Below are 26,995 nucleotides of genomic sequence, written 5' to 3' on the forward strand. Positions count from 1 at the left end.
GGCCGGCGATGGGAGATTGACTTGCAGGGCAACGGTTCACGGTGACGATAGGTGTTATCTGCGCGATCCCGCAGGAATTGGCCTATCTGCGCACCAATCTGGTCGCCGCCGATCAACAGGAGATCGCCCAAATTTGTTTCTATGCCGGTCAACTGGGGGATCGGCGGGTGGTGCTGACCGCGGCCGGAATGGGCAAAGTAAACGCCGGCCTGGTCGCCACCCTGCTAGCGGACCGATTCGATTGTCACACCGTGATTTTCACCGGGGTCGCCGGAGGACTGGACCCGGCGTTGTCCATCGGCGACATAGTTATCGCCGATCGCGTGGTGCAGCACGATTGCGGGTTGCTCACCGATGACGGACTGCAGCCCTACCAGCCCGGCCACGTCCCGTTCATCAAACCCACCGAACAGCTGGGCTATCGGGTGGAACCGGAACTGCTGGATCGGGTCAAACACCGCCTCGAGGACTTCACCCTGCCAGCGCTGTCGGCCGCCGCCGGGGGCGGAGCCCGCCCACCGCGGATCAACTACGGAACCATCCTCACCGGCGACCAGTATCTGCATTCCGCGCGCACCCGGGACCAGCTCTACAACGACTTTGCCGGCATGGCCATCGAGATGGAAGGCGGTGCGCTGGCTCAAGTATGCGAGTCCTTTGCCATCCCCTGGCTGGTCATCCGCGCGCTCTCCGACCTCGCCGGCGCCGGTTCCGGGCTGGATTTCAATCGGTTCGTCGACGAGGTTTCGGTCAGCTCGGCCCGGATATTGCTGCACCTGCTGTCGGTGGTGGACTGAACCATCCGCGGGTGCGGCTCGGCGCGGGTGGTGCCCGTCGCGACACATAACTGATGTACAGGAAACGCCGCGGCTCGTCGCAGTGACGTATATCTGGGCGCTCGCACATAAGAGGTCTGCCCGAAGGCAGATCCCCGTCTTCTGACGGTGGGTCAAGCAGGCCCTTGCGGGCCTCGCCCAAAAATGGGCTTACTGCACTTCGGACAGACCACCAGGTTGCCCTGGTAGCAACCAGTATTTCAGCGAAACACCGGCGCGTCGATGGCCAAAGGTCCCCACCAGGATCGGCCCAAAGTCACCTCACCGATTGCCAGCCGCGGTACCCGCGCCGAGCCGGCGCAGTGTTTGGATGGGTAGGTGGTTGATACCGACGCCCCGCTGCCCGACCGCTCCGAACGTGTGGTGAGTGCCACCCGCGAAATTGCGGCCGGCGCGGCGCAAATATTCGAGCTGATCGCCGACCCGTCTCGCCAGCCCGACTGGGACGGCAACGACAATCTTGCCCACTGTGCCGCGGGACAACGGGTACACCAGGTCGGCGATGTCTTCCGCATGACGCTGACCCTGGGCAGCGTGCGCGAGAACCACATCGTCGAGTTCACCGAAGCCCGGTTGATCGCCTGGCGCCCATCAGAACTCGGAAAAACGCCGCCCGGCCATCTTTGGCGCTGGGAGCTCACCCCGATCAGCGATACCCGCACCCTGGTCACCCACACATACGACTGGACGGAGCTGTCCGACCCGGCGCGGTTCCCCCGGGCGCGGGCCACCACCACCGTGCAGCTGCGCGCTTCGCTGGACCGCCTCGCGGGGCACGCCGAGGCCGCTGCGGCCGGCGACTGATCACCGGGCCACCACCGGGAACCCCGGCCGGGAAGTGCCCCGAGTCGGCCCAGTTGCCGCGGCTTTCCCTATCCGGCCCAGTGGGCCGGTACGGTCACCCTATGGCTCTCCCACCACCAGGAAAAGACCGCGCCGCCATCGTCACCGGCGCCTCGTCGGGCATCGGCGAGGAATTCGCCCGGATCCTTTCCCAGCGTGGCTACCAGGTGGTGTTGGTGGCCCGCAGTGCCGACCGCCTCGAAGCCCTCGCGGGACGGTTGGGTTCGGATACCCACCCGCTGCCCGCCGATCTGTCTGTGCGCAGCGACCGCGCCGGCCTGGTCGACCGGGTGGCGGCGCTGGGCCTGGTGCCCGACATCCTGATCAACAACGCGGGGCTGTCGACGCTGGGTCCGGTGGCGAAATCGGTTCCCGAACAGGAACTCAACCTGGTCGAGGTCGATGTGGCCGCGGTGGTCGACCTGTGTAGCCGGTTTCTGCCGGCCATGGTCGAACGCGGGCGAGGCGCGGTGCTCAACGTGGCGTCGGTGGCCGGATTCGCCCCCCTGCCCGGGCAGGCGGCCTACGGCGCGGCCAAGGCGTTCGTGTTGTCCTACACCCATAGCCTGCGCGGCGAACTGCACGGCAGCGGTGTTTCGGTGACGGCGCTGAGCCCGGGACCGGTGGACACCAGCTTCGGCGACGTCGCCGGGTTCACCAAGCAGGAAACCGAGAGCTTGCCCAAGATCATGTGGAAGTCCGTCGATCAGGTGGCGCAGGCCGGAATCGACGGTTTGGCAGCCGGCAAGGCCGTCGTCGTCCCCGGTCTTGCCAACCGCATCTCGGCCGAACTGATCCGGGTAACGCCACCGGATTGGATGGGCTCGATCATGGCCCGCATCCACCCCGCCATGAAGCGCCAGTGAGCGCAGCGCAATGAGTTGTCCTCGAGTTGTGCTTCGGTAGCGTGCGGGCGGGGCGCCCACTTTCGATAGGGTGAAGACCGCGTGAGTACCACACAGTCAGTGCCCGGCCAGACCGGCACCACTGCGGCCGAACGGCCATTTGTCGCCAGGATGATCCGCACCCTCGCGGTGCCGATCATCCTGTTCTGGTTGGCGGTGGTGGTCCTGCTCAGCGTGTTCGTCCCGTCACTGGAAGTGGTCGGACAAGAGCGCTCGGTGTCGCTGAGCCCCACCGACGCGCCGTCGGTCGTGGCCCTCAACCGCATCGGCCACGTCTTCAACGAAGGCGAAACCGACAGCGTGGCCATGATCATCCTGGAGGGCGACAAGCCCCTCGGCGACGATGCCCACAAGTTCTACGACGGGCTGATCCGCAAGCTGCGCGCCGACAAGAAGCATGTGCTGAGCATCCAGGACTTCTGGGGGGATCCGCTGACGGCGGCGGGCGCCCAGAGCAATGACGGCATGGCGGCCACTGTCCAGGTGAGCCTGGCCGGCAAGCAAGGTGAGCTGCTGGCCAACGAATCCGTCGAGGCGGTCCGCAAGATCGTTGACGCCACCCCGGCCCCACCCGGGGTGAAGGCCTACGTCACCGGTGGGCCGGCGATGGCCGCGGATCTGCACAAGAGCGGCGACCGATCCATGGCCAAGATCACCCTGACCACGGTCGCGGTGATCCTGATCATGCTGCTGTTTGTATATCGATCCCCCGTCACGGTGTTCCTGCTGCTCGTCACGGTGGGCCTGGAACTGACCGCGGCGCGCGGGGCCGTCGCGCTGCTCGGCCACAGCGGACTCATCGGGCTCTCCACCTTTGCGGTCAGCCTGCTCACGTCACTGGCGATCGCCGCCGGAACCGACTACGGGATATTCATCGTCGGTCGCTACCAGGAGGCCCGCCAGGCCGGTGAAGACCGCGAATCGGCCTTCTACACCATGTACCGCGGCACCGCCCATGTCATCCTGGGCTCCGGTCTGACCATCTCCGCGGCAACGTTTTGCCTGAGCTTCACCCGGATGCCCTATTTCCAGACGTTGGGCATCCCCTGTTCGGTGGGGATGCTGGTGGCCCTGCTCGTCGCATTGACGTTGGCGCCGGCCGTCCTTGTCGTCGGCGGCCGGTTCGGCGCGTTCGACCCCAAGCGGGTGCTGCAGGTACGCGGCTGGCGGCGGGTCGGCACGGCCATCGTGCGCTGGCCGCTGCCCATTCTCGCCGTCACGTGCGCCGTCGCGCTGGTCGGCCTGATCACCCTGCCCGGCTACCGGCCCAGCTACAACGACCGGGCCTACCTGCCCAGCTTCATCCCCGCCAATCAGGGCCTCGCGGTCGCGGACCGCCACTTCTCCCAGGCACGGATCAACCCGGAGATCCTGATGATCGAGTCGGATCACGACATGCGCAACCCCACCGACTTTCTGGTGCTGGACAAGCTGGCCAAGGGCATATTCCGGGTTCCGGGCATCTCCCGCGTGCAGGCCATCACCAGGCCCTCCGGAACAACCATGGACCACACCACCATCCCGTTTCGGCTCAGCATGCAAAACGCCGGTCAGGTGCAGTCGTTGCACTACCAACGCGCGCGGATGAATGACCTACTGACCCAGGCCGACGAGATGGCCAAGACGATCGCGCTGACCAGGCGCATGTACGAGCTGTCGTCGCAGCTGGCCGACAACACCCACCGGATGGTCGGCGACACCATCGAGATGCAGCAGATCACCAACGAACTGCGGGACAAAATCGCGGATTTCGACGACTTCTGGCGTCCGATCCGCAGTTACCTCTACTGGGAGAAGCACTGCTACGACATCCCGAACTGCTGGACATTCCGGTCCCTCTTCGACGCACTGGACGGTCTGGACCAGATCGACGAGAAACTCGACGTGATGGTCGGTGACCTCGAGAACGTGGACCGGCTGATGCCGCAGATGACCGAGACGTTCCCGCCGATGATCGAATCCATGGAACACATCCGGACCATGATGCTGACCATGCACAGCACCATGTCGGGCATGGTCGACCAGATGACCGAGCTCAGCGAGAACGCCAACGCGATGGGCAAGGCGTTCGATACCGCCAAGAACGACGACTCGTTCTACCTGCCGCCAGAAGTGTTCGAGAACGCGGACTTCAAACGTGCGATGGGAAGCTTCCTGTCGCCGGACGGGCACGCGGCCCGCTTCATCATCTTGCACCGCAGCGACCCCGCCTCGGCCAGCGGCATCGCCAGTATCGACAAGATCCGCACCGCGGCCGAGGAGTCACTCAAGGGGACTCCGTTGGAGAACGCCACCATTTACCTGGCCGGGGTGGGCGCCATCTTCAAGGACGTCTCCGAGGGCGCGAAATGGGATCTTCTGATCGCCGGAATCGCTTCGCTCTGCCTCATTTTCGTCATCATGCTGATCCTCACCCGCGCGCTGGTGGCCGCCGGCGTGATCGTGGGCACGGTCGCGATTTCACTTGGCGCCTCGTTCGGATTGTCGGTATTGCTGTGGCAACACATCATCGGCATGCCGTTGCACTGGCTGGTGATCGCGATGTCAGTCATCGTGCTGCTGGCCGTGGGGTCGGACTACAACCTGTTGCTGGTCTCCCGGTTCAAACAGGAAATCCCCGCCGGCATCAATACCGGAATCATCCGATCCATGGGCGGCACCGGCAAGGTCGTGACCAACGCCGGACTGGTGTTCGCGTTCACCATGGCATCCATGGTGGTCAGTGACGTGCGGATGATCGGACAGGTGGGCACCACCATCGGTCTGGGGCTGCTGTTCGACACCTTGGTGGTGCGGGCGTTCATGACCCCGGCCATTGCTGCGCTGTTGGGTCGGTGGTTCTGGTGGCCGCTGCGGGTGCGCTCACGACCTGACCGCAGAGCCATCCAGCGAACCGCCGAGAGCGACACCGAGCCGGCGCCGGTGGAGAGTGCCCCGGCCACCGCCGGGAGCTAGATCGCCGGGACTCGGGGGAGGGCTAGGCCAGTGCGGGTCTTGGCGGCTGTGCGCACCCTTGCTCCAGCAAGGCCCGCAGCGCCGGTGGCGGTGCGGCGATCTCGGCGACGGTTCCGACTTGCAGGGGGATGCTCGGGTAACTGTCCAGGTATTGCGAGTAGGAGCGCGCACCCAACCTCATACCGAGGCTGACCCACGCGTCGACCACCGACCACCGTTGCGGATTTCTTCTCGCCCAGTCGCTTTGGTCCAGCCGGTGCTTCCACTCGGCGGCGTCGATTTCATCGAGTGCATAGCCGCCGAGAAGTTCCCGGTATTGCACCGCCGCGCCGCGCACGACGGTGATTCCGTGACCCAGCCCGGCGGCGCCCGAGAATTGCGGCAACAGCCCCAAAATCGCCTGCGCGGCGGCTCGGCCAGTAGTGACCTCTTCGGTCAAAGTCAGGGTCGGGAAGGCACGCAATGCCATACAGGCGTCGACCACCGAAACCAGGATGTCGGCGGACTCGCGCAACTGGTAGTCCTCGCCGAGCACCCGGGGCAGGCGCACGATGGTGAAATCCAGAGCCGGCGATGATGCGGCAACGATCAACTCCGCGAGTGATTTTGACGCCGCATATGGATAGGGCGACACGCGGGGGTCGGTGACCCGCGGCGCGGTGACATCGGCACTGATGACGAACGTCGACAGGTGCACCAACCGCACATCCCGTTGCGCGCACACCTGCGCAACCGTGGAAACCAGCTCCACGTTGGCGGCCCGGAGGCCGCGGTAGGGCACCAGCACGTTGGTGTTGCCGATGCAGTTGATCAGGGACCGCGCGCCGGTGTCGCATATCAGGGCATCGAGATCCGCCGCGCCCAACGTTGCGCCGAGTTGTTCGATCCGGATCCCTTCGAGACCCCGCAGGGCCGACCAGGGGCCGTGCTCGGGGGGCTTTGACCTACTGGCCAAAACTATTTCCGGACAGGCTAGTCCGGCCTGCTTGCGTTCCAGGACGGCGCGGGCAAATCCGGTGCCGACAATTCCGGATGCCCCGAGCACGACGATTGGTGCCGCGGCCCGGTCGTGCGGCGGCGGCTTGGCACCCAACGGCTGCGGGGTGCACTGGCTCCCCAACGACACCAGGTCACGCTCGATCGCGGCGGCCGTTTCAGCGTCGAGCCAACCATCGGTCGCGGGCGCGGCCGGGTTTGAGCCCAGGTCGCAAACCAGGTTCGCGGCGGTATCGGCACTGATCAGCTCCAGCACCGAGAGGTGCCGACCGAGATACCTGCGAGTGTCGGGCAGGATCCTGATGAGATCCAATGAGCCGATTCCCGCACCGAGTAGCGATGAGTCTGCAGCGAGGGGCCTTCCGAGGTGGCGACTCCACACGCGCGCGAGGCCGGCCGCGCTCTCGCCGGCCTCGGCGTCGCTTGGTACCGCGTCGGCGAGTTGCGGCAGTGTGTGCAGCCTTGCGCCATCGACCTTCCCATTGGGCTTGCGGGGGATACTCGGCACGGCGACAACAAAAAACGCGGGCACTCCCAGGCTTGCCAGGGTGAGCCCGATCCGTCCCGCGGTCGCGCCGTCCTCGGCGGCTTCGCGGGTCCGCTCGGTTTCGAACCACACCCCCAAACGGCCGTCATGAGGCTCGACGGCGACATCGCAGACCGTAGGGTCAGCGGTGATGCGCCTGGCGACCGCGGCGGTGTCGACCCGCTTGCCGGCGACTTTGACGATGGTGTCTTTGCGTCCGGCGAAGACCGGAAAGCCTTCTTCATCGATGGTCACCCGGTCAGCGGTGGCAAACGCGCGCAGTTGCGATCCGTCGCCGGGGGCCACGGCACCGAAGCTGCTGTCATCGATCCCGAGATATCCGTCGCTGACCAAGGGGCCGGCGATGACCACCTCGCCGAAGGCGATGAACACGGTATTGGGCGCCATCGGCAGGCCCACCCTGAGTCGAGTGTGTGCGGCGGCCGCGATGCCGTCGTAGACGATGGGAAGGTGTGTGGCGACCACCGTTGCTTCGGTCGGACCGTAGCTGGAGACAAGTGAGATCGGTGCCAAGACGGGGGAATTGACCCACTTGTCGACGGTGCTGGTGCGGATGGATTCGCCGCCGATGACGATCTGGCGCAGCCGCGAACGGCCGATGACGTCGACGGCGTCGCCGTCCTCGCACAACAGGTGCCACACCGCGGTCGGCAGGTCGACGACCGTCGGCCCCAAGGCGTGGATATCGCGCGCCAGCCCGCCCAAGTCACCGGTCTTCATGGCCGCGGATCGGACCAACTCCGCCCCGCAAACAGCGGCGCCAAAGATTTCCTCAACGCTGATGTCCGACGTCAAGGGCGCGCATTGCAGGATGGTGTCTTGGCTGTTCCAGCCGTAGCTGGGGCCGATTGCGGCACAGAAAGCAGCGAGTGATCCATGCGATATCCGCACCAGCTTGGGCTGCCCGGTCGTCCCCGACGTGGGCATGATGTACGCCGCCTTGGTGGCCAGCAGGGGATCTCGTGCCACCTGGTCAAGGCGCTGGTCAATGCGCTCCCGCAGGGCGTGATCCGGGACCGCCCCGAGCCGGACCGTGGCCACGTCGACCGGGTGCGCCGAACTCCCTTCACAGTGCTCACCAATTGTCGTGGCTCGTAACGAAAGATCGTCGACGGACTCGCACATGCTGTAGCCGCAACCCGCGAGGTGACAGGCCAACAACAGATCAACGGTCTTGTCGGTGTCGTCGTCGGTGCACACCAGCACATCACCGGGCACCACCCCATGGCACACCAGCCAGCCGACCCACGGGTAGACCTGGCGACGCCGGTCCAGAAACTGGCGCAGGCCCGGTGCCGCATCGACAAACCACGCAGGTGCCGACGGTGGCCGCGGTCGTCCCGCGGCCTCGGTACGGCAGGGCAGGCCGTCGGCGCCCACCTCGAACCACTCGTTGGCGGTCATGGCGATCGGCTGATCCCACAGCGCCGCCATCGATTCCAACGCCGCGCCGATACGAGCGGCGACCCCGGCGCCGGTGTTGCGCTCGGGCAGATCGGCTCGGTCCCAGATCGCCAGGTTGAGGGTGTGCCGTTGTTCGTCGAGCACGCATGCCACGGTGGTGCCCTCGATCGGGCCGATCTCGGTCGCAACGGGTGCTTCCGACAGGAACGGGCGAAGCCCGGGCGCACATGATTCGCGGATGAAATTCAGCGTCAGGGCCTGCACATGAGAGGTCCGGTTGATTGCCAGATACATTCGGCGGTAGTGCTCTTCACGAATCCATCGGCGTCGCACCGCCTTGACGTAGCCGCGGTCAAGGTCGCGGACCACCTCCCGCACCGACGCGAAAGGCCGAAATCGGAGGGCGTGCGCAACCGAGTTGACCAGGCACGTGGCGACATTGAGTTCGGGGTCGCCGAACCGGTTGTCCACGGCGTGCACCAGCAGGCTCTCGGTGCTCTGCCGCAGCCCCGCCTGCACCGCGACCGCGGCCGCCGCCACCAGAACGTTGAGCGGTACTTGTTGAGCCTCCGAGAGGGCACGCAGGGCGTCATAGGCTGGGCCGCAGAGGGCGATCGACTCTTGCAGGACGCCCTTGGCTGCGGCCCCGGAGGTACCGCTGGCGCCCTGCGCACCCCCACCCTGGCCGGCCTCGGCGGTGAGCTCGCGCTGCACGGCGTCGGCTTGTCGCCGTAGTGCTTCGGCCACCTTGGCTGTTTCACGAAGATGCGCGGCCGCCAGCTTGGCCAATCCTTGTCTGAGGGTGGGCATTTGGCCCACCCCGGCGGGTTCGAGGCTGGCCGCCAGAAAGTGCGCCAGATCGGCCTCAATGATCCCGGTCGCCCCGCCATCAAGCAGGATGTGGTGCGTGTGAACGTCGAGGCCGCAAACATCGCCGCCCTCGTCGGTCGAGACGGTATAGCGCACGAGCGGCCTGTCCAGGATGCCCGAAGACCAGGTGTGCTCCAGATCGGCGCCCGGCCCGTCCGGTTGGCCCTGGGCGGCCGAGCGTACGAGCACAAGGTCGTTGAATTGCAGCCTCGGCACCAGCTGTGGGTAGTCCGCGCCCGTCGCGGCCATCTGCAGAACGCACAGCTGAACGGGGTTGTTGAGCACCGATGCTTCCAGCGCGGCAAGAAAATTCGACAGCCCCAGCGGGTGAAACCGATAGCGCTTGCCGATCAGATACAGCGCGGGGTCGTTGTCCTGGAGCACCCCGTTGTACAGGTTCTGCTGCGATTTGCTTAGCGGAATGGCTTCCGCACAGCCGATTTCGGGCGCGGTCACGTAGGACTTTCCAGTTCGGACTTCGACAGCTCCGAAACCCAGCCCTCGATCGAGAGGTTCTCGGCCAATCGGGATGGCAGTTCGGACTCTCGGTCCACGCCCAGCCGCTTCATCAGCAGCACGAACCTAACGGAGTCGAGTCCGAGATCCCTGAGATCGGTGGCGTCGCCGTCGATCAGATCCGTTTCGTCGATGTAGAGCACGTCACAGACGGCGAGCAAGATCCGTTCGCGCACCGGGTCAGCCACCGGTTTGGACCTGATTCGCCGCCGCCGCCAGCGACGTGCGCATCACCTTGCCCGACTGTGTTCGCGGAATCTCGCTGACGATCACGATTGTCGACGGCCGCGCCACCGATTCGGACTCGCGGCGATAGTGAGCCGCAATCGTGTGCTTGAGTTTGCGGGCCGCTGACGCGTCCACATCGGTGGCAGCGACCACGGCCAGGCCCACCAGCGCCCCGAATTCCGGATCGGGGATCTCGAAGCAAGCGGCCTCCCGGACGCCCGGAACGCCCTCCGCAATGCGATCGACCTCGTCGGGGGCGATGTTCACGCCGCCCGAGATGATCATCTCCGAGGACCGCCCCTTGATGTAGAAGAAACCATCCTCGTGGCGCTCCAACAGATCGCCGGTGTTCACCCAGCCGTCGATCAGGACCTCTTGGGTACGTTGAGGATTGCTCCAATACCCCAACATGTTTGCCGGAGACTTGATCCACAGCGTGCCGAATGACGCGGAAGGGCCGGCACCCGGGGCGTTGGGGCCGGCGCCGTCTGCGTCGTCGTCGGCCGCCAGATAGACCTCCACACCGGGGTAGGGGCGGCCCACCGCGCCCGCCTCGATCTTGGCAATCGAGCCATCATCTGTCGGCAAACATAAAGCCGTGCAGCCTGTTTCGCTCAGCCCGTAGACCTGTGCGGTGCGAACACCGGTGGCTTCGATGAACCGCACATCGGCGGCGATCGCCCGCGAACCGCCGTACCCGAGTAGCCGCAGCGATGGAACCGTTGTGGCCGCGGACTTCAACTCCGAAACCAGTTTCGAAAGCAGGGTCGGCACCAGGCATGTGGTGTTGACGGCGTTGGAGTTCAGAATCCGCATCAGCGAAGGGGTGTTCTCACCACCGGTGATGCACAACCCTCCACGCATCAAACAGGTAAGTATCCACCACAACCCACCGATGTGGGTTGCCGGCAGCGGGGAGTAGGTGGTTTCGCCGTCGACCCAGGTGACCCAGTTGAGCCCCTCGTTGCGCAAGATGTCCGGTACGGCGAAGAAGGTGCGGTTGGCCAGCAGCACCGCCTTTGGTTCGCCGGTGGTGCCGCTGGTGAAGATCATCGCCAGCGGATCGTCGGCGCCAAGCCCGGGCTCGGTCGCCGGACGATCCGTATCCGGCGAATGGGCGAACTCCCCGGTGCCAGAGCCGATGTCGACCCGGATAGCGGGTATCGCGGCGAGGTCTTCGGGTAGCGACGAGGACCCGACCTTGCTCCCGGGCGCGATCAGAACCGCGACGGGGTCGGTGATCTGACAGAACCGATCGATGGTTGCCGGCGGAAGATTGCCGTCGGCCATCACGGCGATGGCACCAAGCTTCGCGCAGGCCAGCACCGCTAGGTAGGTCTCGGGTCCATTGTCCGAGATGACCAGTACCCGTGATCCTCGCGATGCCAACTGCGCACGGAGCGCGCCGGCGTAGCGATCCACTTCGGCGGCCAGCTCGCCATATGGCAGCGCACTCGTGCCATCGCAGCGGCGTAAGGCGATCGCCTCGGGCCGCCGCTGAGCCTGCTCGATGATCCGTTCCAGCACGGTAGCGGGTAAGTCGGACATAGCTCTAAAGCGCTTTCCTTCCAGCGATCTAGGGGATGTTCAGGGCCGCCAATTCGACCTCGCCGGAGGCGGCTCCACCATCCTCGTCCCAAAACTCGATGGCGCACGGTACCAGGAGATAGCGCCACGTCCGTTGGACAACCTGCAGATTCCGGCATTGCAGCCGTGCGGAGAATTTCGCGGGGTTGATGGGCCGGTTGAAACGTGATGACGAGTTCCTGATGAACATGCTGGCGAGTTGATGCTGGAAGTAGTCCTCCAGCGACCAGCCCCGCAGTTGCGGAATCTCCTCGTTGGCAACGGCGGGCGCGAACGCGCTGTATGCGAGTTGGTTGAAGCAGAGAATCAGTTCAACCGCATTGAAGTGACCGGTGCTGCGGATATAGGCGGACTCGCTGATCGTGAAATTCCCATAGGCCAGCACCGAATCGTCGTCGGCGTGGTACCGGGCGTCGAGCAGGTAGCGACACCCCTTGTAGGAGTAGGGCTCGAGAACCCGGGCGAGTAGATCCTCGGCGATCGCAGTGGTGCCGGCGGACTCGACAGCGGCGTGAGCGGGCGAGGTCAAATCGGTGGTGCTCATGCCGGGTAGCCCGGCGTCTCGAGACCATCCAGCATGGTCAGGCGGTAGGTCGTGAGGGTGCCCGAGGCCGTCCCGTGCTTTGCCCGGTGCATGAGAACTCGGTTGTCCCACAAGATGATGTCGCCGACTTCATAGTGCTGGGTGTGGATGAACGGCGAGTTGTATTCGGGATCGAGCTGTCCGGTCGCGGCCAAGAGTTCGGCCAGCACGGCCGGATCAACCAGGTTGCCGTCCTTGTCCTCGATCTTGGTGGTGCCCGTCGCGCAGATGTAGAGAATCTCTTCGCCGGTCTTGGGGTGCCTGATGACTGTCGGCCACTTTATCGGGGGAGTGGCGCGGCTGATCTCATCCCAGACTTCTCCGATAGGCCGGTAGACGTCGCTCGGGCGGATCTTGATGTGCCGCCGGGGATCGTGGGTGCTGAGGGTTCCGCGGGCCGGGGCCTGCTGGGCGGCCGGGAGTGACGCCCAAACCTTGGCCAGGTCGATGAAATAGGTTCCGCGGTCGTGGCCGGGCACCGCAAGCGGCAACACCATGGAAAACGCGAACGGTTCCGGCATGAACATGTAGTCGATGTGCCAGAACGCGCCGGTCTTCGGAACCCCTTGGCCTTCCTCGGTGGAGGAGACAAAGATCTCCGGGTGATCCTCGTGGTGGTACATGGGTTCGTAGTAAGGAACGATCTGTCCGACGATCTTGCCGAGCTTTAGGAATTCCTCGGGCGACGGGTTGACGTCCTTCAGGATGACCAGCTTGTTCGCATAAACGATGTCACGGATCTCGTCAGTGGTTATGTCGTCGAGGTTTTTTGGGTCGACCCCTGTGATTTGTGCACCGAGTCCCTCGCCTTTCACGTTGAGCGTCATCGGCCGTCTTCTCCTCGTTCATTTCGCTGCTGCTTCGGACAGATTTCTGGGACTGCGCCATGCCGGCGTCGGCTGCCGCACGCAAACGGGTCTTCGGCGTCCCTGGTGGTGGCGATCCGGTGGTACCTCCTGATTGGGCGCTGCGATGAGTGCGGCTACAGGAGGAGTCGGATGCGGTGATGAAAAGTTCCCCCTATTCGCCTTCCGGTCTTCCTTCGGAGTCGTTGGTCCAGGTGGCGGGCAGCAACGGGACAGCAGTGCTGGTGCCGTGCGACGACAGCCGGACCATTCCCGTGGCGGCACCGTCGTGCGACGCCGCGGTGCCGTTAAGGCCGAGCGGACCGGCGCCCTGGCTGCTCGGGCTGGGGGCGGGCTCGGCGGTGCCGGGAGCATCGATGGGCGAATCCATGGTGGCCGGTTCTTGCAGGAATTCGTCGCGGTAGCCGCGCACCCCCACCCTGTTCTTGCTGCGCTTTCTGCGACTGGCTCGGCTGCTGCTCAGCGCGGCTGGAGCCGCGGCGCGGGTGGTGTCGGTGGCGGTGGCGGCCGCGCCGGTGGTAGCCCTGGGGCCCGAGCTCACCCCCGGGGGTGCGGGGCCCAACACCGCGTAGCTGATCGCGGGTGAACTGGGCGGGCTGCCGGCGGGGGCGGGAGCGGGGGCGCTGGCTGCGGGGCTGGTGGCTTGTGGGCTTGGCGGGGCGAACGCCGACGCCGCCGGCGTCAGACCAACGACCGGTTGCGGGCCGGCCAGGTCGGCCACACCGCGCTCCGCGGGAGCGGCAACGGGTGCCGTTATCGGCGTCCTGTTCGCCAGGTAGGCCAGCGCACTCAAGGCGCTCAACGCGCTGAGCGCGGGAGTGAAGAAGGGAAGCAGTAGCAACCCGTACGAGGCGTAGTACGGGTACCAAAGAAAGTCGTATAGCTGCAAAGCGATGATGGCGAGGATGACCGCGACCGCCGGGCTGAAGCCCATCCGCTGGAAAAACTCCAGGAAATACTTGTACGGATCGGCAAGGAAACTCAGGATGTCCCTCAACAGCTGACCGATCCAACTCCCGATGCCCGACGCGGCGGCCTGGCACTCGCCGCCGGGCCGCAGGATGGACGGCGCCGGTGGCGTGGGTGGTACCGCCGCGGCCGCGACCTCACTGACCGCCTGATAGGTGGTCATGGTCTCGGCGGCTTGAATCCACATGCGGACGTAGTCGGCCTCGTTGAGCGCGATGGGGATGGCGTTGATGCCGAAGAAATTGGTCACCACCAGCACGCCGTGGATGGCGTGGTTAGCGGCCAGCTCTGCCAGCGTGGGCATGGTGGCTACGGCGCTGCTGTAGCCGGCGGCCGCGATCCTGTGCTGCGCGGCGGTTACCGAGCTATCGATCGCGGCCTGCTCCAGCCAGATCAGGTAGGGGCCATGCGCGGCCAACCACTGGTGGGCGGCGTATCCCTGCCAACTGGTGGCTTGAACCTCGGCCAGTAGCTGGGTCAACTCGACAACGGCAGCGCTGTATTGCGCGCTGAGCTCTTGCCATTGTGCGGCGGCAGCAAGCAGCGCCCCCGGGCCTTGGCCCGCGCTCAACAGGGCCGAGTGCACCTCGGGAGGTATGGCCATCCATATCGGGGCGGTCAGGGCTTACCCTCTCCTGCGTAAGCGTGGTGCGCGCGCCGTGGGCGGGCTGACGCTGGTTGGCTTTACCAGGGTTAGTCGGGGCGAGTGAGCAAAAAGTTCCCACCGTGGCGGCCGTGGTTCTGAATCCGGGTTGGGCAGGTCTTGCCGGAGGAGCGCGGCGCACCCCGGTTGGGCGGGGCAAGCCCGTCATTTCGCGAGGTCAGGTGAATCCATCTGGTCGGCAGCGGGTTCGGAATCAGCCGTCGTCACCCGTCGTCACCCGTTGCGCGGAGGGCGCTGCCGCACCTCGGTGCCCTATATTGTGCAGCCATGCCAGTCATTGACGCCCGTCATCTCGACGGCATATCCGAAACCGCGTTGCTGACCCTGCATCAGCGCGCGACCGAGGCCGCCCGGCCCGATGCCATCATCGACGACCCGATGGCCATCGCCCTGCGCAATGACATCGACTACCCCTACCACCACTTCGGCCGTACTCACCAAGCTACCGCCCTGCGTGCCTTGGCATTTGACAACAGCACCCGGGATTTTCTGCGGACCCACCCCGGCGCCACCGTGGTCGCACTGGCGGAGGGGCTACAGACCAGTTTCTGGCGTCTCGACAATGGTGAGCTGAACTGGCTTTCGGTAGACCTGGCGCCGATCGTGCGGCTGCGTGAGCAGCTGCTTCCCGCCTGCGACCGACTTCGCTACTGCGCTCAGTCCGCGTTCGACTACTCGTGGATGGAGCAGGTGGACGACACCAACGGCGTGCTGATCACCGCCGAGGGGCTGTTCCAGTACCTGCGCCGTGACGTGGTGTTCGAGCTGATCGCGGCCTGCGCCAAACGATTTCCCCATGGCCAGCTGGTTTTCGACAGCATCCCTTGGCTGTTGAGCGTGTATTCGCGCCGGCGCGGGTTCAGGCTCAGTGAGCACTACACGGCGCCCCCGATGCCGTTTTGGTTCACCGCCGACCACTATGACGAACTGCGCGCCATCCCCGGTGTTCGCGCGGTCCGTGAGTTGCCGGCGCCGGCGGGCCGCGGAAGGTTCTTGCGCTGGGCGCTTCCGGTGGCGTACCGGCTGCCCGGGTTGGGCCGGTTGCGGGCCCCGGTGACGCTGGTCGAATTCGGCTGACTCGGCAGCGCAAGTTCGCGCCGAGCCGCCGCGAAACGAACACCCTGGAACAATTCGTCGGCAATACGCGACTATTAGGTCATGGATTGCGAGGTGGCGCGCGAAGCGTTGTCGGCCCGACTCGACGGCGAGCGAGAACCGGTGCCCTCGGCGAGAGTCGACGAGCACCTGGATGAGTGCGGTGCCTGTGGTCTCTGGTTCGAACAGGTGGCCGGCCAAGCTAGCCGTCTGCAGCGCCTGATCGAATCCCGGCCGGTCATCGGGGCGGTTGATCTGACCGGGATTCGGCCGACGCCGCAGCCGCGGGAACGCAAACGAATGAGCTGGCAGCGCTGGGCACTGTTGTTCGTGGGGATCGCGCAGGTCGCCGTGGGAATCGTGCAAGGACTGGGCTTCAGCGTCGGCCTGGGCCACCACTATGTGATCGGGTCGGGCAACCATCTGCTCAACGAGTCCACGGCGTGGACGATCGCGCTGGGTGTGGCCATGGTGGTCGCGGCGATATGGCCGGGCGCCGCCGAGGGGCTCGCCGGTGTGCTGATGGTCTTCGTGGCGGTTTTGAGCGTCTATGTGGTTGTGGATGCGCTGTCCGGTGCCGTGACGACTTCGCGGGTCCTGACCCATCTGCCGGTGCTGTTGGGCACCGTCCTGGCAATCATGGTGTGGCGAAGCCGCGGTGCTCCTCGGCCGGCGCCGGACGTGTTGGCAGACGAGCCCGATATCGTTCTGCCGCAGAACGCATCTCGCGGACGTCGTCACGGCCACCTGTGGCCCACCGACGGATCGGCGGCCTGATCAGGCGCTGCGGCGCAGGATCACTCGGTGACGCCGGGTTCGGTTGTGGACGTTGTCGTCTGGCTGGTGGCGGCACCGAAGTTGCGCAGCTGCAGGCTGTTTGAGACGACAAAGAACGATGAGAACGCCATCGCGGCGCCGGCGACAACTGGGTTGAGCACACCGGCCGCGGCGATGGGGATGGCCGCGATGTTGTAGCCGAATGCCCAGGCCAGGTTGAGTTTGACGGTGCGCATGGTCGCGGCGGCAAGGCCGAGCGCCAGGGGCACGACGTCGAGGTTGTCGCGAACCAGGATGATGTCAGCGGCGCCGATCGCAACGTCGGTGCCACGCCCCATGGCCATTCCCAGATCGGCGCTGGCCAGCGCGGGACCGTCGTTGATGCCGTCACCGACCATGGCGACGACATGGCCGCGGTCACGCAGTTGTTCGATTACGTCGACTTTGCCTTCGGGCAGAATGTTGGCGATCACCTCGTCGATGCCGACCCGGTCGGCGACGGCGGCCGCCGATGCCGGGTTGTCACCGGTCAAAAGCATGGTCCGGAGCCCGCGCTCGCGCAGCGCGGCTACCGCATCGGCCGCCGAGTCCTTGACGGCGTCGGCCACCGCGATGACCCCGCAAGGTGCACCGTCGATCTCGACGAATACAGCCGTCTCACCCAGGGACTCGGCGTTGCGCCGAGCGGCGCGCAAGGCCGCGTCACTCGAGGAGGAACCGATCCAGGACGGCTTACCCACCCGCACCGAGCGCCCGGACACGGTACCGCTGACGCCGCGCCCGGGTATGGCGCGGAATTCGGTGACGGTGTCGTGCTGGGTGGTCGCCGCGGCGATTGCCAGGGCCACCGAGTGTTCGGACGCCGCCTCCACCGTGGCGGCGATGGCGAGCACCTCGTCTGCGGCCCAGCCCGGTGCGGCCACCACCGCACTGACTTTGAGCTGCCCCGAGGTCAGCGTTCCGGTCTTGTCGAAGACGACGGTGTCGACGGATCGGGTGGCTTCCAGGGATTGATAGCCCTTCAGGAAGATGCCGAGTTGGGCACCGCGGCCAGAGGCGACCATCATCGCCGTCGGCGTCGCCAGGCCCAGGGCGCACGGGCAGGCGATGACCAGGACGGCAATGGCGGCGGAGAAGGCGCGGTCGGGTGAACCGCCGGCCAGTAGCCACCCGGCCGCGGTCAGCGCGGCGATGACAAACACGCACGGAACGAACACCGAGGCGATCCGATCGGCCAGGCGCTGTGCGTCGGCCTTTTGCGCTTGCGCCTGCTCGACCAAGCGGACCATTCCGGCGAATCGGGTGTCGGCGCCCACCGCCGCGGCCTCCACGATCAACCGGCCGTCAAGCACCACGGTGCCGCCGATGACCTGGCCGCCGGGACGCACCCGGGTGGGTTTGGCCTCGCCGGTCATCGTGCTCATGTCGACCGCGGCCGAACCGTCCAGGACGAGGCCGTCGGCGGCGATGGTCTGTCCGGGACGCACCACGAAGCGATCCTGCTCTTGGAGTTCGTCGGCGGGGACCACCAGCTCTGACCCATCCGGCTGCAGGACGGCAACCTCCTTGGCGCTCAGCGCCGCCAACGCCCGCAGCGCGCTGCCCGCCTTCGACTTGGCGCGGGCCTCGAAATACCTTCCGGCCAGCACGAACACCGTGACGCCCGCGGCGACCTCGAAATAGATGGCGTCGCTGCCCAACAGCGCCTGCCAGATGCCCTTGCGGTCGGCGAGCTGGTGGCTACCGAACACGGTGTACAGCGACCAGATCGTGGCGGCGGTGATGCCCACCGAGATCAGCGTCTCCATGGACGCGCCGTGGTGGCGCGCGTTGCGTAGCGCGACGCGGTGAAACGGCCACGCCGCCCATGTCACGACCGGCAGAGCCAGCGCTGTGAGCACCCACTCCCAGCCGGTGAAACGAGTGCTGGGCACCACCGCGAACATCACCGAGAGATCGGCCAGCGGCACGAACAGCACGGCCGCGACGGCTAGCCGGATCAGCAGGTGGCGAGCATGCTCAGCATCGGGATCGCCCGCGCCCTGACCGTCGTCCGGCTGCACCTCGGCCCGGTAACCGGCCTGCTGGATCACCTCGCACAGCGCAGCGGCGTCGACGTCCTCGCCGGCCTCCACGGTCGCCGTGCGGGTACCGAAGTTCACCGACGCCCGAACCCCCGGCACCTTGTTGAGCGTCGACTGGACCTTACGGGCGCATGCGAAGCAGGACATGCCGGTGATCCCGAGTTGGAACCGCTGGACCTGTTGGTCGCGCTCCAAGTGCTTGTCGGTCGTCACGATCGTCGCTGACATCGTGGGGCTTGACCTCCTGCTGATCTGTGGCTTGCCGATGCAAGCTTCTCTCCACACAGGTCGTTGTCGCTAGCCCAGGAGTTCCCTGGCCGTTGCGCGAATCTATGGCCTACGCTCAACGATCGTGGTCACCGGCGGCGCTGATGAGCAAATCACTGTCCTGGCCATGGCCGCCGGACGTGGTGATCGGGCCGCTCTTGCGGAATTCATCGAGGCCACCCAGCGCGATGTGTGGCGGCTGGTCGCCTATCTCACCGATCCGGCCAGCGCCGATGACCTGACGCAAGAAACGTTTCTGCGGGCGATCGGTGCCCTGCCGCGCTTCGCCGGTCGGTCTAACGCTCGCACTTGGCTGTTTGCGATCGCCCGTCGCGTGGTTGTCGACCAGATCCGCTACAAGACGCGCCGGCCCCGCCCGGCGTATGTCGCCGACCTCGACGAAGCGCTTGGGCAAGCCCGACGCGGCAGCCGGTTCGAGGACATCGTTGAGATTCGGCTCCTGCTCGACGGGCTTGACGAGAAACGCCGCGAAGCACTGATCTTTACGCAGGTCTTGGGCCTCTCATACGCCGAAGCGGCGCAGATTTGTGGTTCGCCCATCGGCACCATCCGCTCTCGCGTGGCACGGGCCCGCGACGATCTGTTGCGGGCTGCCCGAGAGGGCGAGCGGGCTGGATAGTTCGAGGCGTTCGCTGGCTGGCCGTCGGGGCGGTCCTAGATGCCGAACACCATGGCGGCGAAAGCGATCGCCATTCCCGCCGCCATCATCGCCCGCCCGGCGTGGGTCAGGCAGCTGCGCCAGGACTCCGTCCCGGCGCGTGGCCGCGCACGCACCGAGATGATCGCCCAAATGATCGCGGCGGTGGCAAACGCCAACAACCAAAACCAATTGACGGCGCTGACCCAGCCCGGCGCGGTGGCGCCGGCGGCCATGTCGGTCCCCGACATGTGCATACCGGGCATCGAGGTGCCGGGCGCCATCGTTTGATGCGCGGCCGGGCAGGCTAGGAGCTGGTCGCTCATCGCGACGTACATCCAGGCCATGGCCAGCATCATCAATGCGTGGTAGCTGCATCCCACGAGCGCGGTGATGGTCTTGGCCCGAAGCGCGGTGAGCGCGGCGAACCAGCCGGCCGCCAGCAGAAAGAACACCGCGGGGCCGGTCGTCGGCAACGCCGCTCCCACCGGCCAGAGCATTACGACCATCGCAATCGCCATCACCAGGTGCAACCCATTGCTGACGACCGAGGTCCACGCTCGCTGTTGGGTGACCGTCGGGGCTCCGGAGAAGGCTGAAGAGGCTGGAAGGGCTGGAAGGGCTGGAAGGGCTGAAAGGGCATAGTCAGCACCGCTGAACACGAACAGTCCGGTGGCCAGCCAACGAATCAGCAGGTCATTGATCATGTAGAACTCAGTTGCCGGGGTGTGGGGCGGTCACGGTGTCGCTCTCGGGCTCGGCGGCGATGGCCACCGCAGGATATGCGGTCCATGCTCTATAGGTCGCTACCGACCGATCCGAGGTTCCCAGCCAAACCTGTGTGCTACGACATCCAGTCGTAAGCTCGAGGGATGGATACTGACGGGCCTGGTGTGGTTGCGTCTTCTGCTGCGCCGCCGTCCCGGTCCGGCTCGCTGACGTCGGTCTGGCTGCTGCTGGGCCTGCTCGCCATCTCGGCAGTACTGGCGAGCTACGGGGTGGTTTCCGGCGTCCGGCGCTATGCCACGGTGGGCAGCCCCTACCCCGGTTGGTTTCTGAGTGCCGCCGAGCCGACCGGCTACTTCCTCGCGTCTTTGTCCGGCGCTGTCTGTCTTGGCGGTTTGATCTATGTCGTCATGATGTCGCGGCCCGAGCACGACGGCCTGATCGATGCGGGTGCATTCCGAATTCACCTTGTAACAGAACGGGTTTCAGTTGCATGGCTGGTTCTGGCCGCGTCGATGGTGGTGGTCCAGGGCGCTCACGACTCCGGAGTGTCGCCGATCAGGCTGCTGGCCAGCGGGGCGGTGCGCGACGCCATCGCAACCTCGGAGATCGCGCGCGCCTGGATTGTCGTCACCATTTGTGCCCTGGTGGTCGCGGTGGCGTTGCGGCTCAACACCCGTTGGGTCGCTCATGTCGTGCTGCTCATCCCCACCGTGATTGCGGTGATCGCGACGGCCGTGACCGGCAACGCGGGACAGGGGCCCGACCACGACTTTGCGACCAGCGCGGCGATCGTCTTTGCGTTGGCGGCTGCCACGTTGAGCGGTCTGAAGGCCGCGACGGCGCTGACCGGGGCGACGCCGACCCGCACCGTCCAACTGATGCAGGTGGCTTGCGGTGCGCTTGCGGTGTCCTACGGTGCGGTGCTGCTCTACCTGTTCGTTCCCGGCTGGGACTTCGGTTCCGAGTTCGCCCGAATCGGTCTACTGGCCGGGCTCCTGCTGGTGCTGGTGTGGGTGTTCGACTGCTGGCAGTTCTTCGTCCGGCCGCCGCGATCGACGCGCGGCGCCACCGCGGCCGCACTGGCGATGATGGCGGTGCTGGCGGGTATCGGCGCGATGGCCGTTCAGACCGCGCCACGGTTCGTAGCCCATCAATTCACTGCGTGGGACGTCTTTTTGGGATATGAACTGCCGCAACCGCCCGATGTGGGCAGGTTGATCACCCTGTGGCGGTTCGACAGTTTGGTCGGGTTCGCCGGGGTGGTGCTGGCCGCCGGATATGTGGCCGGCTTCGTCCGGCTGCGCAGGCGGGGCCATGCCTGGCCCGTCAGCAGGCTGGTGTCCTGGCTGATCGGTTGTGCCGTATTGGTGATCACGAGTAGCTCGGGCGTGCGGACCTACGGGTCGGCGATGTTCAGCGTCCATATGGCCGAACACATGACGCTGAACATGTTCATTCCCGTGCTGCTGGTGCTGGGTGGGCCCGTCACGCTGGCGCTACGGGCATTGCCCGCCGCCGGTGAGGGACAGCCGCCCGGGCCCCGCGAATGGCTGACATGGCTGCTGCATTCGCGGGTGACGGCCTTCTTCTCACACCCGATCATCGCGTTCATCCTCTTTGTGGCCTCGCCGTACATCGTCTATTTCACGCCGCTTTTCGATACCCTCGTCCGGTATCATTGGGGCCACGAGTTCATGGCCGTGCACTTTCTGATCGTCGGGTACCTCTTCTACTGGGCCATCATCGGTATCGACCCGGGGCCCCGGCGGCTCCCCTATCCCGGACGTATCGGGCTGCTCTTTGCGGTGATGCCGTTTCACGCGTTCTTCGGCATCGCGCTGATGACAATGAATTCGGCGATCGGCGACACGTTCTACCGTTCGGTCAATCTGCCCTGGCTGGCCAGCATCGAATCCGATCAACACCTTGGTGGTGGAATCGCCTGGGGCGCAACCGAGCTACCGATCATCATCGTGATCGTGGCGTTGGTGGCCCAGTGGGCGCGCCAGGACCGTCAGGTGGCTGCCCGCCAGGATCGCCATGCCGACAGCAGCTACGCGGACGACGACCTGGAGGCCTACAACGCGATGCTGCGCGAATTGGCGCGGATGCGGGAGTGATGGCGGGGACGGATCGCTAGCCGACCACGGCGAAATCGCCGTTGTCGGCCAGCGTTGCCTGGACCTGTTCGCGGGTGAGCTCGGTGTCGGTGCAAACTCGCACCGCCGACGCGCCGGCGGCGTCCAGCTCTACTTCGACGGTCCGGACCGACGGCAGCGCGCTCAAAGCATTGGTGATGGTCTCCACGCATCCCTCGCAACGCAGACCGGTAACGGCGAATGTCTGTTCAGTCATCTATTTCTCCATTGGACGCGACAATGCGCGCGGTAGGTGGTCCAAAGTTGCGTAGCCGCAGGCTATTTGACACTACGAAGAACGACGAGAATGCCATCGCGGCGCCGGCGATGAGCGGGTTGAGCAGGCCAGCGGCAGCGATCGGAATCGCGGCGACGTTGTAGCCGAACGCCCAGATCATGTTCGTTCGGATCGTGCGCAGCGTGGCTCGTGCCAGATCGAGCGCCTGCGGCACGATGTGCAGATCGTCGCGCACCAGGATGATGTCGGCCGCGCCGATCGCAACGTCGGTGCCGCGACCGATCGCCAATCCCAGGTCGGCAGATACCAGGGCGGGACCGTCGTTGATCCCGTCCCCGACCATCGCGACCGTATGGCCTTGGTCGCGGAGCTGTCGAATCACGTTGACTTTGCCGTCCGGAAGTACATCGGCGATGGCGGTATCGATGCCCAGCTGCGTGGCCACCGAATCGGCCGCGGCCTGATTGTCGCCGGTGAGCAAGATGGTTCGCAAGCCCCGGCTGCGCAGTGCGGCGATCGCGTCGGCCGCGGAGTCCTTGACCGTGTCGGAAATCGTGACAGCGGCGCAGACCTCACCGTCCACCGATACGAAGACTATTGTCTCGCCGCGAGATTCACCTTGCGCACGAGCGGTGTCCAATACCTCGTCGGCTGCTGTGTTGCGGGTAATCCAGGACGGCTTACCGACCTCGATGCGGTGGCCGTCGACGATCCCCGACACGCCGCAGCCGGCCACCGCGGCAAAGTCGGTGACCGGTGCCGGATGTGGTGAGGCCGCGACGATCGCTGTCGCGACAGCGTGCTCAGAAGCGGCCTCGACCGCGGATGCAAGAGCCAGAACTTCCTCGCGCACCCGCCCGCCGGTGGTGGTCACCGTGTTGACGGTCAGCTTCCCCACCGTCAGCGTGCCCGTCTTGTCGAATACCACGGCGTCGATACCGTGAATGGTTTCCAGCGCCTGATAGCCCTTGATGAAAATCCCCAACTGCGCCCCGCGTCCGGAGGCGACCATCATTGCCGTCGGGGTGGCCAGCCCGAGCGCGCAGGGGCAGGCAATCACCAGCACACCCAGCGTTACCGAGAAGGCCCGGTCGGCGCCGGCGCCACTGAGCAGCCAGGCCGCGCCGGCGAGTCCGGCGATCGCAAAGACGACCGGCACGAACACCGCGGAGATCCGATCCGCCAGGCGCTGCGCGCGCGCCTTCTGAGCTTGTGCCTCCTCGACGAGGCGGACCATGGCCGCGAATTGGGTGTCGGCGCCCACCGCGGTGGCCTCGATGACCAGACGCCCGTCCAACACGATGGTGCCGCCGATGACGGGCGCGTCCGCAGTGGCGCGCACCGGTTTGGACTCACCGGTCATCGCGCTCATGTCGATTGCCGCGGTGCCGTCGATCACGACGCCGTCGGCGGCGATGGTCTGCCCGGGGCGGGTCACAAATCGCTGCCGCTTTTTGAGTTCGGCGGCCGGTATCACCAGCTCGGCGCCGTCCGGCAGCAAAACCGTGACGTCCTTGGCGCCTAACGCCGCCAGGGCGCGCAGTGCGCCGCCAGCCTTGGACTTGGCGCGCGCTTCGAAGTAGCGGCCGGCAAGTACGAAAACCGTCACGCCGGCGGCGACCTCGAGATAGATCGAGTCGCTGTTGAGTATCGCCTGCCAGATCCCCCGGCTCTGGCGTGGTTGCCGGTCGACGAAGACCGTGGATAGCGACCAGACGGTAGCGGCCGTGATGCCCACCGAGATCAGCGTTTCCATGGATGCGGTGCGATGGCGGGCGTTGCGGATCGCCACCGAGTGGAAAGGCCAGGCGGCCCAGGTCACGATCGGGGCGGCCAGGGCGGTCAAGAGGTATCCCCAGCCGGGGAACCTGGTGCTGGGCACCAGGGCGAACATGGTCGACAGATCGGCCAGCGGCACGAACAGCACCGCCGCCACCAGTAGCCGGCGCAGCAGTGTGCGAGCGTGCTCAGCATCTGGATCGCGGTCGTCGGCGGCCGACTCGGCGTGCGGAACAGCCTGGTAGCCCGCCTTCTCGACCAGCTCGCAGAGCTCATCGGCGGCGACGTCGACGGCGTCGATGGTGGCCACCCGGGTGGCGAAGTTCACCGAGGCGCGTACGCCGGGGACTTTGTTGAGTTTCGTTTCGACGCGGCTCGCGCACGCCGCGCATGACATACCCGAAACATCGAGCTGGATACGCCGCGCGGAGCCAAGATCGAGGTCTCCCGTAATCGGAGCCGCCACGGCCCTCCTCAGATCAGCACATTTCTCCCTGTCAGACTACAAGTCGTAGCCGGGCCGCAGTCAGTTCCGTTCGGAACGGGTGTGCTCGGACACCATCGCCGCGGTGGGGTCATCGCCGCAGGTTGGGGTGGCTACGGCAGCATCGAATGTGATGGTGGTCACCACGTGTGCGGGGGTCGCGTCGATGACGTGGTGCTGGTTGTAGGTGCTCACGGCGGGGCCGGACCGGATGTCGTCGGCGCCCATGTGACGGCACCGCCCACGGGTGTGAAATGGCAATTGCCCCTTAGTGATTGAATTTAAGTTCCTACGAACAAATTCAAAGAATAAGCGCGACACGCGAGTTGGCGCGCCGTTTCAACTGGCAGAATACGTATACTCCGAGCCCAATGCTCAGGGAGGCTATGGGTTGAGCAATGGCTCGGTCGATGGAATGTCGCGCCGACAGTTCATGGCCAAACTCGCGGCGGCGAGCAGCGCCGGCGCTCTGATGTCTTTGGCCGGCCCGGTGATTGAAAAGGCTTATGGGGCAGGGCCTTGTTCCGGCCATTTGACCGACATCGAGCACATTGTGTTGTTGATGCAGGAGAATCGCTCATTCGACCACTATTTCGGCACGCTCTCCGGCGTGCGAGGGTTCGACGACACCACCGATCCGGCGATATTCGACCAAAAGGGCTGGGACCCCCGGACGCAGTCGATCGACCCGGCCGGCATCACGTCGCCGTTCCGCTTCGACACCACTCGGGGCCCCCTGCTCAACGGTGAGTGCGTCAATGACCCGGTCGAGGGGTGGGTCGCGATGCACACCGCCTGGAACAACGGGGCCAACGACAACTGGCTGCCGTCGCAGTACTCGCAGATACGCCAGGGCAACATCCCGGCCTGCATGGGCTACTACACCCGAGCGGACCTGCCGATCCACTACATGCTGGCCGACACTTTCACGATCTGCGATGACTACTACTGCTCGATGTTGACCGGGACCGCGCCCAACCGCCTGTACTGGCTGAGCGCCTGGATCGACCCGGACGGTACCAACGGTGGGCCGCTGCTGAACGAGCCGAATTTCCTGCCGCTGCAGCCGTTCAGCTGGCGCATCATGCCGGAGAATCTCGAGGATGCCGGCATTAGTTGGAAGGTGTACCAAAACAAGTTTTTCGGGCACTACCTCAATTCGCCTATCAGTGACAACGGCCTGGTTCAGGCTTTCAAGCAAACCGCCGATCCAAGGTCGAATCTCGCTCGATTCGGCATCGCCCCCACCTACCCGCAGGATTTCGTTCTCGACGTCAAAGCCAACAGGCTGCCGAAGGTTTCCTGGGTGGTCCCCAACATCATCCAATCTGAGCATCCGGCACTGCCGGTGAACGTCGGTGCGGTTGCGATTGTGAACATATTGCGGACTTTGCTGTCCAATCCCGCGGTGTGGGAAAAGACCGCGTTGATCATCAGCTATGACGAATGCGGTTCGTTCTTCGATCACGTCACACCGCCCACGGCGCCGCCGGGAACGCCGGGCGAATATGTCACGGTGCCCGACATCGACGCGGTGTCCGGCTCCGGTGGCATCCGGGGGCCGATCGGTCTGGGCTATCGCGTGCCGTGCATCGTCATTTCGCCCTATAGCCGTGGGCCGCTGGTCGTCTCCGACACCTTCGACCACACCTCGCAGTTGCGATTGATCGAGACACGGTTCGGGGTGCCGGTGCCCAACCTGACCCCTTGGCGACGCAGTGTCACCGAGGATATGACCTCGGCGTTCAACTTTGCTGTCCCGCCGAACCCATCGCGACCCAAGTTGGATCCTCCGCTGCTCAACGCGCTGCCCAGGCTGCCCCAATGCGTCCCCAACGCGGTATTGGGATCCTTGGGGGGAGCGGCGGTGGCCAACCCGTATCGGGTGCCTTACCCGCAGGTGCCGCCCACGCAGGAGACCACGCCCGCCCGCCCGACGCCCAGCGGTCCCTGCTAACGGCCGAAGGCGTCACCGGC

Annotated in this window: 20 protein-coding genes; 9 read left to right on the plus strand and 11 right to left on the minus strand. The window is 65.6% G+C overall.

Annotation, left to right across the window (positions count from 1 at the left end; all coding sequences use genetic code 11):
• Nucleotides 1-41 precede the first annotated feature (41 nt).
• The 4 genes from CCUG20998_RS01200 (at nucleotide 42) to CCUG20998_RS01215 (ending at nucleotide 5,539) form a co-directional block, all read left to right on the plus strand.
• Nucleotides 42-797 (plus strand): 5'-methylthioadenosine/adenosylhomocysteine nucleosidase, encoded by a 756-nt coding sequence (locus CCUG20998_RS01200; RefSeq protein ID WP_020731363.1) that lies wholly within the window; start codon nucleotides 42-44, stop codon nucleotides 795-797.
• Nucleotides 798-1,154: 357 nt separating this feature from the next.
• Nucleotides 1,155-1,640, plus strand: coding sequence for an SRPBCC family protein (locus tag CCUG20998_RS01205; protein WP_036456907.1), 486 nt, complete (start codon nucleotides 1,155-1,157; stop codon nucleotides 1,638-1,640).
• A 101-nt stretch (nucleotides 1,641-1,741) separates the two neighbouring features.
• Complete coding sequence (locus tag CCUG20998_RS01210; protein ID WP_020727726.1) at nucleotides 1,742-2,545, plus strand: SDR family NAD(P)-dependent oxidoreductase; 804 nt, start codon at nucleotides 1,742-1,744, stop codon at nucleotides 2,543-2,545.
• Between the two features lie 150 nt (nucleotides 2,546-2,695).
• Nucleotides 2,696-5,539, plus strand: a complete 2,844-nt coding sequence (locus tag CCUG20998_RS01215) for an MMPL/RND family transporter (RefSeq protein WP_051173420.1) — start codon at nucleotides 2,696-2,698, stop codon at nucleotides 5,537-5,539.
• Nucleotides 5,540-5,561: 22 nt separating this feature from the next.
• On the opposite strand, the gene CCUG20998_RS01220 is transcribed toward CCUG20998_RS01215, so the two are convergent.
• The 6 genes from CCUG20998_RS01220 to CCUG20998_RS01245 form a co-directional block, all read right to left on the minus strand.
• Nucleotides 5,562-9,812: an AMP-binding protein gene (locus CCUG20998_RS01220; RefSeq protein WP_103654122.1), complete on the minus strand. Its 4,251-nt coding sequence runs from the start codon at nucleotides 9,810-9,812 to the stop codon at nucleotides 5,562-5,564.
• Nucleotides 9,809-10,048: an acyl carrier protein gene (locus CCUG20998_RS01225; RefSeq protein WP_020727729.1), complete on the minus strand. Its 240-nt coding sequence runs from the start codon at nucleotides 10,046-10,048 to the stop codon at nucleotides 9,809-9,811. Before CCUG20998_RS01225 ends, CCUG20998_RS01220 begins: the two co-directional genes overlap by 4 nt.
• A 4-nt stretch (nucleotides 10,049-10,052) precedes the next feature.
• Entirely contained in the window at nucleotides 10,053-11,648 is a 1,596-nt protein-coding gene (fadD10, locus tag CCUG20998_RS01230; RefSeq protein ID WP_020731368.1) for a fatty acid--CoA ligase FadD10, read from the minus strand.
• A 28-nt stretch (nucleotides 11,649-11,676) separates the two neighbouring features.
• Nucleotides 11,677-12,231 carry an FcoT family thioesterase gene (locus CCUG20998_RS01235; protein WP_012392253.1) on the minus strand — a complete coding sequence of 185 codons (555 nt, stop codon included), beginning with the start codon at nucleotides 12,229-12,231 and terminating at the stop codon, nucleotides 11,677-11,679.
• Nucleotides 12,228-13,097: a (3R)-3-[(carboxymethyl)amino]fatty acid oxygenase/decarboxylase gene (scoE, locus tag CCUG20998_RS01240; RefSeq protein ID WP_020731369.1), complete on the minus strand. Its 870-nt coding sequence runs from the start codon at nucleotides 13,095-13,097 to the stop codon at nucleotides 12,228-12,230. Before scoE ends, CCUG20998_RS01235 begins: the two co-directional genes overlap by 4 nt.
• A gap of 193 nt (nucleotides 13,098-13,290) precedes the next feature.
• Nucleotides 13,291-14,709: a PPE family protein gene (locus CCUG20998_RS01245; RefSeq protein WP_020731370.1), complete on the minus strand. Its 1,419-nt coding sequence runs from the start codon at nucleotides 14,707-14,709 to the stop codon at nucleotides 13,291-13,293.
• A 327-nt stretch (nucleotides 14,710-15,036) separates the two neighbouring features.
• Here CCUG20998_RS01245 and CCUG20998_RS01250 point away from each other — a divergent pair, with 327 nt between their 5' ends.
• Together CCUG20998_RS01250 and CCUG20998_RS01255 are read left to right on the plus strand one after the other, a co-directional pair.
• Nucleotides 15,037-15,846: a class I SAM-dependent methyltransferase gene (locus tag CCUG20998_RS01250; RefSeq protein WP_012392256.1), complete on the plus strand. Its 810-nt coding sequence runs from the start codon at nucleotides 15,037-15,039 to the stop codon at nucleotides 15,844-15,846.
• Between the two features lie 81 nt (nucleotides 15,847-15,927).
• Nucleotides 15,928-16,641, plus strand: a complete 714-nt coding sequence (locus CCUG20998_RS01255) for a zf-HC2 domain-containing protein (protein WP_036456911.1) — start codon at nucleotides 15,928-15,930, stop codon at nucleotides 16,639-16,641.
• A 20-nt stretch (nucleotides 16,642-16,661) separates the two neighbouring features.
• Here the strand turns inward: CCUG20998_RS01255 and CCUG20998_RS01260 are convergent, their stop codons facing one another.
• Complete coding sequence (locus tag CCUG20998_RS01260) at nucleotides 16,662-18,953, minus strand: heavy metal translocating P-type ATPase (RefSeq protein ID WP_020731373.1); 2,292 nt, start codon at nucleotides 18,951-18,953, stop codon at nucleotides 16,662-16,664.
• A 124-nt stretch (nucleotides 18,954-19,077) separates the two neighbouring features.
• Between CCUG20998_RS01260 and sigC the strand changes: the two genes are divergently transcribed.
• Nucleotides 19,078-19,632, plus strand: a complete 555-nt coding sequence (gene sigC, locus CCUG20998_RS01265) for an RNA polymerase sigma factor SigC (protein ID WP_020731374.1) — start codon at nucleotides 19,078-19,080, stop codon at nucleotides 19,630-19,632.
• 35 nt (nucleotides 19,633-19,667) lie between these two features.
• On the opposite strand, the gene CCUG20998_RS01270 is transcribed toward sigC, so the two are convergent.
• On the minus strand, nucleotides 19,668-20,357 hold the full coding sequence (locus CCUG20998_RS01270; protein ID WP_020731375.1) for a DUF5134 domain-containing protein: 690 nt from the start codon (nucleotides 20,355-20,357) through the stop codon (nucleotides 19,668-19,670).
• Nucleotides 20,358-20,522: 165 nt separating this feature from the next.
• Between CCUG20998_RS01270 and CCUG20998_RS01275 the strand changes: the two genes are divergently transcribed.
• Nucleotides 20,523-22,499, plus strand: a complete 1,977-nt coding sequence (locus CCUG20998_RS01275; protein ID WP_036456914.1) for a cytochrome c oxidase assembly protein — start codon at nucleotides 20,523-20,525, stop codon at nucleotides 22,497-22,499.
• A gap of 16 nt (nucleotides 22,500-22,515) precedes the next feature.
• Here CCUG20998_RS01275 and CCUG20998_RS01280 read toward each other — a convergent pair whose 3' ends face one another.
• From CCUG20998_RS01280 to CCUG20998_RS01290, 3 genes are read right to left on the minus strand one after another with little or no spacing between them, the layout of a single operon-like run.
• Nucleotides 22,516-22,734 (minus strand): heavy-metal-associated domain-containing protein, encoded by a 219-nt coding sequence (locus CCUG20998_RS01280; RefSeq protein WP_012392261.1) that lies wholly within the window; start codon nucleotides 22,732-22,734, stop codon nucleotides 22,516-22,518.
• Complete coding sequence (locus CCUG20998_RS01285; RefSeq protein ID WP_020731378.1) at nucleotides 22,727-25,000, minus strand: heavy metal translocating P-type ATPase; 2,274 nt, start codon at nucleotides 24,998-25,000, stop codon at nucleotides 22,727-22,729. Before CCUG20998_RS01285 ends, CCUG20998_RS01280 begins: the two co-directional genes overlap by 8 nt.
• 60 nt (nucleotides 25,001-25,060) lie before the next feature.
• Entirely contained in the window at nucleotides 25,061-25,246 is a 186-nt protein-coding gene (locus tag CCUG20998_RS01290; protein WP_020731379.1) for a hypothetical protein, read from the minus strand.
• 187 nt (nucleotides 25,247-25,433) lie between these two features.
• On the opposite strand from CCUG20998_RS01290, the gene CCUG20998_RS01295 reads away from it, so the two are divergent.
• Complete coding sequence (locus CCUG20998_RS01295; protein WP_036456917.1) at nucleotides 25,434-26,975, plus strand: phospholipase C; 1,542 nt, start codon at nucleotides 25,434-25,436, stop codon at nucleotides 26,973-26,975.
• Nucleotides 26,976-26,995 lie beyond the last annotated feature (20 nt).

The sequence above is a fragment of the Mycobacterium marinum genome (genome assembly GCF_003391395.1).
Lineage (GTDB): Bacteria > Actinomycetota > Actinomycetes > Mycobacteriales > Mycobacteriaceae > Mycobacterium > Mycobacterium marinum.

Coding starts and splice junctions, on each gene's coding strand:
- CCUG20998_RS01255 (WP_036456911.1), top strand. CDS start 15,928: ATGGATTGCGAGGTGGCGCGCGAAGCGTTGTCGGCCCGACTCGACGGC.
- CCUG20998_RS01210 (WP_020727726.1), top strand. CDS start 1,742: ATGGCTCTCCCACCACCAGGAAAAGACCGCGCCGCCATCGTCACCGGC.
- CCUG20998_RS01245 (WP_020731370.1), bottom strand. CDS start 14,709: ATGGCCATACCTCCCGAGGTGCACTCGGCCCTGTTGAGCGCGGGCCAA.
- CCUG20998_RS01250 (WP_012392256.1), top strand. CDS start 15,037: ATGCCAGTCATTGACGCCCGTCATCTCGACGGCATATCCGAAACCGCG.
- CCUG20998_RS01235 (WP_012392253.1), bottom strand. CDS start 12,231: ATGAGCACCACCGATTTGACCTCGCCCGCTCACGCCGCTGTCGAGTCC.
- CCUG20998_RS01270 (WP_020731375.1), bottom strand. CDS start 20,357: ATGATCAATGACCTGCTGATTCGTTGGCTGGCCACCGGACTGTTCGTG.
- CCUG20998_RS01215 (WP_051173420.1), top strand. CDS start 2,696: ATGATCCGCACCCTCGCGGTGCCGATCATCCTGTTCTGGTTGGCGGTG.
- scoE (WP_020731369.1), bottom strand. CDS start 13,097: ATGACGCTCAACGTGAAAGGCGAGGGACTCGGTGCACAAATCACAGGG.
- CCUG20998_RS01275 (WP_036456914.1), top strand. CDS start 20,523: ATGGATACTGACGGGCCTGGTGTGGTTGCGTCTTCTGCTGCGCCGCCG.
- CCUG20998_RS01280 (WP_012392261.1), bottom strand. CDS start 22,734: ATGACTGAACAGACATTCGCCGTTACCGGTCTGCGTTGCGAGGGATGC.
- CCUG20998_RS01295 (WP_036456917.1), top strand. CDS start 25,434: ATGTCGCGCCGACAGTTCATGGCCAAACTCGCGGCGGCGAGCAGCGCC.
- CCUG20998_RS01290 (WP_020731379.1), bottom strand. CDS start 25,246: ATGGGCGCCGACGACATCCGGTCCGGCCCCGCCGTGAGCACCTACAAC.
- CCUG20998_RS01260 (WP_020731373.1), bottom strand. CDS start 18,953: ATGTCAGCGACGATCGTGACGACCGACAAGCACTTGGAGCGCGACCAA.
- fadD10 (WP_020731368.1), bottom strand. CDS start 11,648: ATGTCCGACTTACCCGCTACCGTGCTGGAACGGATCATCGAGCAGGCT.